Here is a 12,154-nt window from a genome sequence, read left to right on the forward strand (position 1 = left end):
CAATTTCCTAATACTACATCGTAAGCATTGCTTTTCTCACCACACACATTATATGGAATATGGACAACACTTTGCTTTGAAAGATGGACTCCGGTTTTTACTGGAGTCCATCTTTCAAAGCAAAAACGCCGTTACTTTTCCACCGCTGCGCTCGCTGAACGCCTTGCCATGCAAGGCATTCAGGGCATCCGATTCCACTCGAGGCGGGCTGCCGCCCCCTCGAGTTCCCCCGCCCCAACTTGAGCGGATTCATCTCTACACAGGTTTTTTGACAAGCTGCGGGGACCCGCTTTCCTTCCGGAAAGCGGGTCCCCGTCAATTTGAAACCGTATGCTTCTCTTTGCGTGTCAGCGCCAGTTCTCGGTTCCGTTGGACTTGGTGTAGTCGTGGGCGTTGGTGGCCTCCATGATCTGGTAGTAGCCCCAATATGTCCGGTTCAGGTCGGTGAACTGAACCAGGTCGGCCTGGTGATCGATCACGTAGTCACGGTCCGCCGCGCGGCCCAGCATGTTGTTGACAATGGTGGTCACCTGGGCGCGGGTGATCCGGTCGTTGGGACCGAAGTTCCCGTTGGTGTAGCCGCCGATCCAGCCGTAGCTGGCCGCCTGAGCCACATAGGTGTAGAACCAGTCGCTGCGGGATACGTCGCTGAAGTAGCACACGGCGTTGTCAGGCTCATAGGCGAAGGCCAGAGCGATGACGCAGAACTCCGCCCGGGTGATGGGATCGTTGGGACGGTAGTTGCCGTTGGCGTCGCCGGAGACCATGCCCAGAGAAGCCAGGGTGTTCACCGCGGTGGCGTACCAGGCGTTGGCCGGCACGTCGGGGAAGGTCTTGGTGATGGTCACGTTCTTGTTGTTCAGCAGAGCGTAGAACATCTGAGCCACTTCCGCCCGGGTCATGGAGTTGTCGGGGCCGAAGGCTCCGCCGGGATATCCGGTGAGGTAGGCGATGTGGTCCGTCACGTTCAGCCAGCGGGACACGCCGGTGACGCTGGGATCAGCCAGGGGCACGGTGCGGGTGGCGGTGAACTCCGCCTCATTGGTGCCGGTGCGGATGATGCCCTCCTCGCCGTCGATGACGTAAGTGTAGCCGTCGGCGGTCTCAATGATGACCTCGTACCGGGTGCCCTCGGGCAGGTTGCGGATGACGATCTTGTCGCCGCCTTCCAGGGTGATCTCATCGCCGCTGCCAATGGTGCCGGTGTAGTCGCCGTTGTAGTAGAAGTTGTTCTTCAGGTCGTCCCCGTCCTCATCGGTGAAATAGACGGTGAAGGTGAACTCGTCGTCCCCGCCGTTCACGTCCAGTTCGATGGACAGGTTGCCGGTGGGATCGCTGTCGTTGTCATTGCCGCCGCCACCGGTGTAGTGGTCGTCGTCGTCCTTATCATCGTCGGGATCGGTACCCGGGTCGGTGCCGGGATCCTTCGTCTCATAGACCAGGGCGAAGGGGGAGAAGGAGTCGGTAGAGAATTTAATGTATTGCTGGCCTCCAGTAGTCACGACAGATACCTGCTTGTCGCCGTGTAGTACCTGAACACTATCCAGAGTAGGTAGATCACCTGTATCTACTGTGCTCTCACGGTCCATACCAACGTAATGGACCACCTTGAAGGTTCCTTCTGCGTCGGCATTTTCAGGCATGGGCCAATAGATGTCCATGCTGCCCCGGCCCAGTGTCACCACGGTGTTGCCGTTCTCGGTATCCACCAGGTCCAGATAGGCTGTCTCACAGGCTCCATCGGACATTCCCGCGTGCGTCAGGGACGCATTCTCCATATCCCGGTCGAACTCGTCGCTATCAGATACTTTGTCCACCAGCAGCTGGACGCGGTCCTTGTTATTCGTCACGTCAATGGATACTTCGGAGTCGTTGACTACGTAGGAGGCGTTGTTGCCCACTGCGGCGATCTCATTACCGGTAACACTGGACTCATTCGCCGCAATGACAGAGGTATTATCCTTCTTCTCCACCACGCTGCGGATAGTCAACTTGCCGGTACCGATGAACACATTCAGAGTCTTGCTCTCATCGCCTTTGGTGAGCTTAGCCTGAATCTTATTCTGATCCAGCTCACCGGGATTGATTGTCATGGTATACTCTTCGTGAGCTGCAGTGGCACTCATGTCGATCTTGTCGTCGTCAACAATCGTATCCCCGTCCTTGTACAGAATCCGAACAGGAATCTTCTTGCCGTTGCCATCATCGCTGGGCTCCAGCGTGTACACATACCGGAGCGGATTGCCGCTTGCGTCCCTTGCGTAGACGCCTTCGTACTTCATCACCCAATTACGGGTCCCAGCCGCAGTTCCTTCCTCAACATTATACTCAAAGTGCAGAATAGTGGCCAGGTTTTCAGCCGTGGTCCCATTGCCCAGCCAAGTCTGAATGTTGGCGGGCAGGTCAATGTGGTAGCCGGGCTGGGGCAGGCCGCTGGCTAGGGCTTCATCGCTAACAATATCCCCATCTTCGTTGGTGGTCACACCCAGATAACCCGTGCCGCCGGTGTAGATGGTGATGTCGGCGGGGGTGATGACGACCTCGTTGATATCGGCCACGCCGTCTTCGTCCTCGTCATAGCCCCACACGGCCCACACGGTCACAGGCTGATCTTCGATGGTTACCGTCTCTACGATTTCCGGAATGTCGGCGTCGTTATAGCGGTAAACCTGTTTGTTCTGCGGTTCCGTGGTCCAGCCGGCGAAGATAACTTTTTCACCCGTACTGCTATACACCAAGTCCTCGCTTCTGACATAGCTGCTTAACGTATGTTCACCGGCAACCAGATCCTCTTTGACATAAATTTCCTTACCATATGCCTCTTCGCTTCCAAAAAATCCGCCATTGGCGTTGAAGGTCAAATCATAGGAACCAACCACAGTCGGGTCGCAGGTGACCTCGATGGTGGTGATGTACTGGTCAGGATTGGGGGCGCTCCAATCCCCGTCAATCAGAACCAGGAGGATTTGCTGGGAATTGGAGTCCAAGATCATGTGCTGGGTGGAGTCGGTGTTGTTGATAAACTGCTTCAGATAGGGGATCGGGTCATTGACCTCAAAGTAGCAAGTCCAATCGCCATTTTCATCCTGCTGGAGCGGGCCGATCTTATAGGTCCCCTCCAGCACGGCGTACTCCTCATCCTCCATCTCGTGCTCCCGATTCTCGTTCATGCACTTCACCAGGACAGGCTTCGTGTACAGAACGTCCAGGATCTCGTCAATGGTGGGAAGTTCGGGAGTATCGCTGGCTCCGCACTTTACTTTAAAGGTAATTGAAGTGCCGGGAGCCACTGTCCAACTTCCTTTTCCGTCCTTCTCTGTATAGGAAAGGGTAACCTGCGCTGTGCCGCTGTCATCGGTTTCGTGTTTGTTTTCACCCGTGTAGCCGTTGTCTTCGTTATACTTATCTACGAACACACTGTTGTTCACGGTGAAGGTGTAAGTGCCATCAGCGTTCTTAACCGCATTCGTCACAACAACATCTTTAAAGTCGCTGAGGTTATATGTTGCATCTGCATGCGCCACCTTGGAATTGGTGCACTCCACAACGACCTGGATGTCCTGGGCCAGGAGGTCGTCCTTAGTGGGCGCTTCAGGCTCGGGGGTAGTGGACTCGTTGCAGCTCACCCGCACGACGATGGGCGCGGAGCTGACAGTCCATTCCTCTCCGTCCCAGGTCAAAACAACCAGCACATCGCCACCATACGGGTTGTGGGTATCCTTGCCCGTGTAATACTGGTCAGAGTTGTACTTGGCTGCATAGGCCTCGGCGTTCAAGGAGATGATATAGATTCCGTTTTCTAGGTCTGTGTCGTCATAGACGTTATAGCTGCCGTCCCAAACCCCATAGATCTTGGAGAGATGGCTGCTGTCACTGACACACTGTACTTTGATCTGGTCATCCAGCAAATTCTCCAAGTCTTCGGGCGGAGTCAGGGGCTCTTCGGGGGCTTCAGATTGGGTAAACCAGACCTCGATCTTGCAATCCTTCTCCACAGATTTGATGGTGTAGGTCCCATCATCAGGGATTTGGATCTCATAGCCGTCAAGGGTGGCCTTCTCATACTCGAAGCCCTGGTCGGGAGTAAAGGTGATGGTGATATCCTCACCCTTTCGTGCCAGGATATAGCCCTGGACCTCTGTTCCATTGAAGGTCGCGGTACCGTTGTAGACTTCAACCGCCACCTTACAAGTTTCCACCACCGGAGGCAGAGCCTCGAAGTGTGCCTGGATCACGTAAGTTTCTCCGGCCCTGTAAGTATACAGCTTTTCTCCGTCATCCTTCAAATCAGCGGCCAACGAAATGGGCACGTCATTGCACGTCCACTGGACAAACTCTGCTCCATCCTCCGCGGTGGCAACGCCGATCAGAGCAATGGGCTCGGTCACAGGAGCATGATTTTCGTCGACATCAAGAGTTTCGGTCTGGAGCTCAGGAGTCACTTTGCCGAGCACCGGAGCAGCGGATTCATACCGGATAAATACCTGCCGGTAGTCCGGTGTGCCGTCGCCGGTGTCGTTGCCGTCGTCACCGATGTTGCCCTTCTCGTCTTTAGCGTAGACAACGATGAGCGTCATGTCCTGGCTGACATTCTCAAAAGTGTAGGAGCCATCTGTGCCGATGACCTCAGAGACATCAACATCATCGACTACCGCATAGTCCAGAGCATAGCCGGAATTTGCACTAAGCTGGATTGTAGCGTCTTCTCCGCTATCAACCGGGAATGAAAGTTCTTGTTTGTCGTCTTGCTTGTCGTAAGAAACGGTACCGTTTGTGACTTTGACCGTGATGGTGTGGTCGGTCTCGCCGCCCTCGTTCTCACAGGTGACCTCAAATTCGACAGGAGCGCCGCTGTCTACCTTCCACTGATTGTCTACCAGTTTCAGGGTAATGGTTCTGGTCTGTTCCTCATCAGACAACGTGTGCCCAGGTGTAACGTCATTGTACTTTTTCACATACTCAGAGGGATCAATGTTAGTAACCTTCACATAATAAGCGCCAATTCCCCCTTCGTCGTTGGCCCAGTACACGTCCTCGTCCTTCGGTTCGGTATAGGTTTCAGACAGAAGACCGTAGGTCGCAGGAGCATGCCCAGAGTCCTTAGTGACGCATGTCACTGTGACAGCACCTTTTCCAAGAAGGCCGGTGTCGTTCGGAATATCCGGGTCACCAGTCAGGTCGTCGTCGGTGGGGGCGGAGGGAGGAACATTGATGTGAATCTCAAGATATTCAACTCCAACCTGAGAAATTTGGAAATCGCCCGGTTCCTCACCTCTCGAAATGTTAAGTGTTTCTTCGCTCCCGTTAATGTTCACATACACCGTCATGCTGGTAATCTGTTCATAGGGAACATGTCCTGCTGGCCCAGAATTATCAACATAATAGAAGCCATTTCTCCATCCGTTCAAGGAATATTCAGGATCCGTATTTTCCCCATCGTTACCATTGATCTGAACTCCTATAACAGCTGTTTCAATATTTATATCACTTGTAATCGTGCTGTCCGGATGTTTAGCATTATAGAGTTCAACAATCCGATTGGTCAGATGGTTATCATTGTTCATTACATGAATCTGTACACCACCGATATCAGATGTTGAAACCTTTCTAGCGTAAACTGCCACATCATCTGCAATTTTATCAGAAGACAGGAAGGGAGCACCACCCCGAGGATTATAGTCCCAGTTTGTGAAGACATACTCCGTCCCATTTCCATATATAGGATTTTCGGGCATGTTCTCTTTCCCAACGCTTGCATTCGTGTCTACAAGTTGGACATCATAAAGAGTGTATACTCCACCAGTATAACCATCCTCTTCATTATAGAATGCCACTACCTGCTGATTGGGATTTTTGGCCTCTACACTATATGTATTTGCCTTGATTTCATCAATATTGACATACCGCAACACACTGGCCGGGATGATTGCCGTGTGTTCTCCCGCATCATCTGTATAAACAATTTCTAACTGACGGATATTTCCAGGCTGAGCCTTATCTCCCGCAGCTCCAGTTACTGTCGTATACCAGTTTCTAATGTTATGGCCACCAGGAGCGTTATATCCCCAGTCCTGAGTCATTACGCCGGAATATTTCTCCACGAAGCGCATTTGCACTCCGGTATCAGAGACGTGAGTATCTTCGCTGATTTTTACTCCGACAGCATTAAGAAGTGCTAGTGCCTGGACTTCTGTAAACTGATAATGAATCGTTTCTGCTATACCGTAATCAATCTCTCCGCCCTCAATTTCAGGGGAAACAAACTGGTCGCAGAGTGTAACGGTAATCGTAATTGACGGATCTCCACTTACAGACAAAGGCGTAAATGACCATTTGTCCGCAGTTACTGTTTTAGCAGCACAATCTCCAGTGGAATTGCTTACAGAAATAGATACATCTAAAATATCATACTTTTCCTTTGCATTGGCACCGTCTAATAATTGAATTTCAATTTCATTGTAGCTGCGTGCGCCATTAGCAACATGGATTGTATCCACCACTTCTGAGTTATATTCTGCCTGGACAGTCATCTTCAAGTCTGCACTGCCATTCGTATATCCCATGGAGATAATGTGATTCTCTCCCACAGCCGAATCTGGTCCTTTTGCGCTCGCCGTCGGAATCATCCCGCAGAACAGGCTGAAGATCATGGCGACGGTCAGCAGCCAGCTCAGAGATTTCCGTAGCTTTCGTTTCATGTTTTCTCGCTCCTTTCAAATTCGCATGGGTCCCCCGGCCCGCCGCCGGGGAGGGGCTGCACACACACCTCAGGGGCCCCTCACCCCCCTGCTGGAATTCCAGCCGATGGAGAGCTGTTCGGCTCTCAGCAGACTGCAGCCGATCTGCTCCACCAGGCGATCCAATTGGGCCTGGAGGTCATCCCTCTTGACCTGCCACAGGCGTATAACACGCCGGGGATTGGCGCCCCGGCCCGCCCGACTTTTTCCAGCTGCAGTCTCCATGTGCTCACCACCCTTCGGTCTGCACTTATTTACGAAAAACAAATTTTGTCATAAATTTCTGCAGAACAACCAAACAGCTGCATATAGGTACTAGCATTGTAGCACGGGATATCCAAATTTTCAAGATCTATTTCCTGTATCTGGGTAAAATGTCTGTTTATTCAGTTATTCCGCATTTCCATGTTAATATTTCTCATTTTTCCATATATTATCTAACTTTTTCCATGAAATCACATAAATTTCATAAAACGTCACATCCCTCTTTCGCCATCTTGACGGAAATTTAAATTTCGTCTCTCTTGCTCTATACACCCGCTCCCGCGCTGATCTTTCCCACATACTCCCAGCCTCCAGGCCGTCCGCACGGCTCCGCTTCCGCCGCCTGTGCACGCCCTCCGGCGGCAAATACACGGAACGATACAAAAATTTCATCCATATTTTACAAACAGGCGGTGGCGCAGCACTCTCTTTTTACATTACTATTGTGGTACAGAACCCCGCGCCGGCCGCATTTTTTCCAGCGCGCCGATTTTGACCCGCAGCCGGCCTGCTCCCGGGGCTCAAGGGCGGGACTGCCGCAAAAAAGGATTTCTTTTCAACCGGAGAGAACATGTAAGTTTATTACAAGGCGAGAGGGATGTTGCTATGCGGCACGATATTCAGGTTTTGGACCGGATCCGAAAGACTTACGCGTCCCTGCGGCCATCGGAACAGCGGGTGGCCGACTATGTGCTGAACCATCCGGAGACCTGCACCCAGCAGACCATCTCGGAACTGGCGGACCAGGTCCAGGTGAGCCAGCCCACCGTGGTGCGCTTCGTCCAGGCCCTGGGGTTCGGCGGCTTCCGAAACTTCAAATACTGCCTGCTGCGGGACCGCAGCCAGGGGACGGAGCGGGAGGCCTACTTCGACCACCTGGGGGGCTTTGACTTAAAACCCTGGGATCAGCTGGAGGACCTGCCGCTGAAAGAGGTGCGGGTGTCCGGCGGCCTGTTGGAGGAGACGCTGAAGTCTCTCTCCCCCCAGGAGCTGGACCGGGCGGTGCGGATGCTCGCCACGGCCCGAACCATTGATATCTATGGCGTGGAGAACTCCTGCACCCCGGCCGGCGACCTCCTGACCAAGCTGACCTACCTGGGGCTCTGCTGCCGGATGAACACCGACGCCTACCTGCAGCAGATCGGGGCGGCCCACCTGGGGGTGGCGGATGTGGCGGTGGCGTTCTCCCACTCGGGCTGCTCCATGGATACGGTGAAGGCGCTCAAGCTGGCCCGGAAGGCGGGGGCGGGCACCATCGCCATCACCAGCCGGAAAAATCCCCTCCTGGCCCGGTACGCCGACGTGTGCCTCTGCACCGGGGGCGAGGAAGCGGTGATCTACGGCACCGCCATCTTCTCCCGCATCCCCGACCTGGCGGTGGTGGACCTGCTGTACATGGGGATCATTCAGAGCGACTACGAGCGCTTCTCCCGCAGTCTGGACAAGAGCGGCGCGGTCATCGCCGACCGGGGCTATCCGGAGGAGTGAGGGGCTCCGGCGGGGGCTTTTCTTGTAAGAAAATTACAAGAAAAGCCCCCGCTTTTTGATGCCTTTTTACGCTTCTCTAACGGAAACTTAAACCTTTTGCGCTTGTTTCCCGGGGCTGGAATTTGCTAGGATTACACCGTCGCCGGACGTGCGGCGGCTCCCACATAAACTTTTGAAACCGAGAAAGGAGCGGTTTTTCATGCTGGAACTGGAGCACCTTCAAAAGTCCTTTGACGGAGTGCCCGTACTCAAGGACATCTCCCTCCAGGTGGAGGACGGGGAGATCGTCTCCATCCTGGGCCCCTCTGGCTGCGGCAAGACCACGCTGCTGAACATGATCCTGGGGATCGTGGACGCCGACCAGGGCGCCATCCGCTACAACGGGGAGGACCTGACCCGCACCCCCATGGAGAAGCGGGGCTTCAACATCGTCTTTCAGGACTATGCCCTCTTCCCCAATTTAAACGTGCAGCAGAACATCACCTACGGCCTGCGGAACAAGCCGGGCATCTCCTCCCAGGAGGAGGTGGATGAGCTCATCGACCTGCTGGGCCTGCGGGAGCACCTGAACAAGCGCATCGACCAGCTCTCCGGCGGTCAGAAGCAGCGGGTGGCCCTGGCCCGCACCCTGGTGATGAAGCCCCGGATTCTCCTGCTGGACGAGCCCCTGTCCGCCCTGGACGGGGTCATCAAGGAGTCCATCAAGGACCGCATCAAGACCATCGCCCGGGAGTACCACCTGACCACCATCATCGTCACCCACGACCCGGAGGAGGCCCTCACCCTGTCCGACCGGGTGCTCATCATCGACCAGGGAACCATCTCCCAGTACGCCAAGCCGGACGAGATCATCCACCAGCCCAAGAACGACTTTGTGCGCAAGTTCATTCTCCGCCAGCTGGAGATCAAGCGGGGCAACATCTACGCCCTGTTCGGCGACCGCCCTCAGCTGGCCGGTGAGGCCGTGTGAGGAGAGGCGCCATGAGACGGAAAAATTGGGAGCTGAAGGGGATCTTCTGGATCATCACCCTTCTGTTCGTGGGCTTTCTGGCCGCCCCCATCCTCCTGCTGCTGGGCAAGTCCCTGCTGGGGGACGGGGGGCTCACCGGGGAGTTCTATGTCTCGGTGGTGACCCGGGACGGGTTTCTCACAGCCCTGGGGAACAGCTTCGCGGTGGCGGCCGCGTCGGCCGTGGCGGCCACGGTCATCGCCTTCCTGATGGCCTACGCGGTCCACTACACCGAGCTGCCCAAGTGGGCTAAGCGGCTCATCACCGCCATCGCCACCCTGCCCATGTTCCTGCCCACCATCACCTACGGCTTCGCCATCATCTACTCCTTCGGCCGCCAGGGATTGCTCACCCGCCTGCTGGGGCGGCAGTTCTTTGACATCTACGGCTTCGGCGGGCTGCTGGTGGGCTATGTGATCTACACCATCCCGGTGGCCTTCCTGCTGATCCACAACACCATGGGCTTTGTGGACAAAAAGACCATCATCGTCTCCAAGGTCATGGGGGACCGGGACCTGGCCACCTTCTGGATTGCCATTCTCCGCCCCCTGCTGGGCACTCTGGCGGGCGCCTTCATCCAGGCCTTCTTCCTGTGCTTCACCGACTTCGGCATCCCCGCCTCGGTGGGCGGGGGGTATGAGGTCATCGCCACCCTCCTCTACAACCAGATGCTGGGGGGCATCCCCGACTTCAACCGGGGGGCGGTCATCGCCATGATCATGCTCATCCCCTCCATCGGCAGCATCTGCATCCTCCAGCTGCTGGAGCGGTTCAACATCCGCTACACCCGCATCTCCCAGGCGGACCTGCGGAAGAACTCCCTGCGGGACACGGGCTGGGGCATCTCCAGCACAGTGATCTCGGTGGCCATCCTGTCCATCTTCGCGGTGATCTTTGTGGTCCCCCTGGTGGAGGAGTGGCCCTATCAGACCGGCTTCTCCCTGGAGCACTTTGCCGCCGTCTTTACAGACAATGAGCTGATCACCGTCTACTGGCACTCTCTGGTAATGGCCCTGCTCACCGCCTTCCTGGGCACCCTGGCGGCCTACGGTGCCGCCCTCATCACCGCCCGGAGCACCCTGTCCCCGCGGTACAAGCGGGTCATCGAGAGCATCGCCCTAGTGACCAACGCCATCCCCGGCATGGTGCTGGGCGTGGCCTACATGTTCCTCTTCTCCGGCACAGGGCTGCAGAACACCCTGCTGCTGATGATCCTGTGCAACATCGTCCACTACTTCTCCACTCCCTATCTGATGATGAAGAACTCCCTGTCCAAGATGAACGCCGGCTGGGAGACCACCGCCATGCTCATGGGGGACAGCTGGCTCCAGACCATCCTCCGGGTGGTCACCCCCAACGCCCTGTCCAGCCTCATCGAGGTGTTCAGCTACTACTTCATCAACTCCATGGTCACTATCAGCGCCCTCATCTTCATCGCCGGGGCCCGGACCATGGTCCTCACCACCATGATCAAGCAGCTGCAGTACGTGAACCGCTTCAACGAGGTGTTCGTCCTCTCCCTGCTGATCCTGGCCACCAACCTGATCGCCAAGGGGCTCTTCTCCTGCCTGGCCAGCTATAAGGCAACCCACCCGGTGAAAGAGCGCCGTCCCATCCAACTTTTTGCCAAAAGAAAGGAAGCTGTCCAATGAACATCCGTAAGTATCTCGCCCTGGGCACCGCCCTGACCCTGTCCCTGTCCCTCCTGGCCGGCTGCGGCGGCGGCTCCGGCTCCGGAGATGACCAGATCGTCATCTACTCCAACGCCGACGAGGAGGCCATCACCGCCATGGAGAACGCCCTGAACGCGGGCGGCTATGAGGGCAAGTATATCGTGCAGACCTACGGCACCTCCGAGCTGGGGGGCAAGCTGCTGGCCGAGGGCACCAACCTGGAGGCCGACCTGGTGACCATGAGCACCTTCTATCTCCAGAGCGCCCAGGAGCAGAACAATATGTTCCTGCCCCTGGACTTTGAGGTGAACACCCTGGAGGCGGTGCCCGACTACACCGCCCCCATCACCTCCCAGGAGGGGGCCATCATCCTGAACACCGAGCTGATGGCCACGGAGAATCTGCCCACCCCCACCTGCCTGAAGGACCTGGTCGATCCGGTGTACGCCGGACAGGTGGCCGTCACCGACATCCAGTCCTCCTCCACCGCCTGGCTACTGATCCAGGCTCTGGTGGACGCCTACGGTGAGGACGGGGCCGAGGAGACTCTGGCCGCCATCTATGACAACTGCGGCGCCCACATCGAGACCTCCGGCTCCGGCCCCCTGAAGCTGTGCCGGGCCGGCGAGGTGGCCATCGGCTTCGGCCTGCGCCACCAGGCGGTGGCCGACAAGGCCGACGGCCTGCCCATCGACTACGTGGACCCCACTGAGGGCAACTTCTCCCTCACCGAGTCGGTGGCCGTCCTGGACAAGGGGGAGGACACCAACCCCCTGGCCATGGAGATGGCCCAGTGCATCATTGAAAACGGCCGCGCCGAGCTGATCCAGACCTACCCCAACCCCCTCTATGAGGGCGAGACCGCCGACCCCGCCAACCAGTCCGCCTACCCCAGCGTCTTTGACGAGCCTCTGACCTTCGAGCTGTTCACCGCCCACCAGGAGCTGTCCGAGCGGGCCAAGGGCTGAACCGGCTGTCTGTGA

General features: G+C 56.3%; 6 protein-coding genes. 4 read left to right on the forward strand and 2 right to left on the reverse strand.

Going from position 1 to position 12,154, the window contains the following annotated elements; all coding sequences use genetic code 11:
- Positions 1-347 precede the first annotated feature (347 nt).
- Positions 348-5,327, reverse strand: a complete 4,980-nt coding sequence (locus tag H6B31_RS03975; protein ID WP_204897313.1) for an S-layer homology domain-containing protein — start codon at positions 5,325-5,327, stop codon at positions 348-350.
- Positions 5,328-6,767: 1,440 nt separating this feature from the next.
- A complete protein-coding gene (locus H6B31_RS03980) occupies positions 6,768-6,962 on the reverse strand; it encodes a hypothetical protein (protein ID WP_204897314.1) in 195 nt (64 codons plus the stop codon).
- A 645-nt stretch (positions 6,963-7,607) separates the two neighbouring features.
- On the opposite strand from H6B31_RS03980, the gene H6B31_RS03985 reads away from it, so the two are divergent.
- The 4 genes from H6B31_RS03985 (at position 7,608) to H6B31_RS04000 (ending at position 12,139) form a co-directional block, all read left to right on the forward strand.
- Complete coding sequence (locus H6B31_RS03985; protein WP_204897315.1) at positions 7,608-8,489, forward strand: MurR/RpiR family transcriptional regulator; 882 nt, start codon at positions 7,608-7,610, stop codon at positions 8,487-8,489.
- Positions 8,490-8,688: 199 nt separating this feature from the next.
- Entirely contained in the window at positions 8,689-9,459 is a 771-nt protein-coding gene (locus tag H6B31_RS03990) for an ABC transporter ATP-binding protein (protein WP_204897316.1), read from the forward strand.
- Positions 9,460-9,470: 11 nt separating this feature from the next.
- The gene (locus H6B31_RS03995; RefSeq protein ID WP_204897317.1) at positions 9,471-11,150 is read left to right on the forward strand and encodes an ABC transporter permease subunit; all 1,680 of its coding nucleotides are present in this window, start codon (positions 9,471-9,473) and stop codon (positions 11,148-11,150) included.
- Positions 11,147-12,139 carry an extracellular solute-binding protein gene (locus H6B31_RS04000; RefSeq protein WP_204897318.1) on the forward strand — a complete coding sequence of 331 codons (993 nt, stop codon included), beginning with the start codon at positions 11,147-11,149 and terminating at the stop codon, positions 12,137-12,139. Before H6B31_RS03995 ends, H6B31_RS04000 begins: the two co-directional genes overlap by 4 nt.
- Positions 12,140-12,154: the final 15 nt, after the last annotated feature.

It is taken from the genome of Pseudoflavonifractor capillosus (assembly GCF_016899775.1).
In the GTDB taxonomy this organism is placed as follows: domain Bacteria; phylum Bacillota; class Clostridia; order Oscillospirales; family Oscillospiraceae; genus Lawsonibacter.

What these genes read in the sequence shown, in the direction of transcription:
- H6B31_RS03975 (WP_204897313.1), bottom strand. Translation starts at nt 5,327, where the DNA reads ATGACGGTGTATGTGAACATTAACGGGAGCGAAGAAACACTTAACATT.
- H6B31_RS03980 (WP_204897314.1), bottom strand. Translation starts at nt 6,962, where the DNA reads ATGGAGACTGCAGCTGGAAAAAGTCGGGCGGGCCGGGGCGCCAATCCC.
- H6B31_RS03985 (WP_204897315.1), top strand. Translation starts at nt 7,608, where the DNA reads ATGCGGCACGATATTCAGGTTTTGGACCGGATCCGAAAGACTTACGCG.
- H6B31_RS03990 (WP_204897316.1), top strand. Translation starts at nt 8,689, where the DNA reads ATGCTGGAACTGGAGCACCTTCAAAAGTCCTTTGACGGAGTGCCCGTA.
- H6B31_RS03995 (WP_204897317.1), top strand. Translation starts at nt 9,471, where the DNA reads ATGAGACGGAAAAATTGGGAGCTGAAGGGGATCTTCTGGATCATCACC.
- H6B31_RS04000 (WP_204897318.1), top strand. Translation starts at nt 11,147, where the DNA reads ATGAACATCCGTAAGTATCTCGCCCTGGGCACCGCCCTGACCCTGTCC.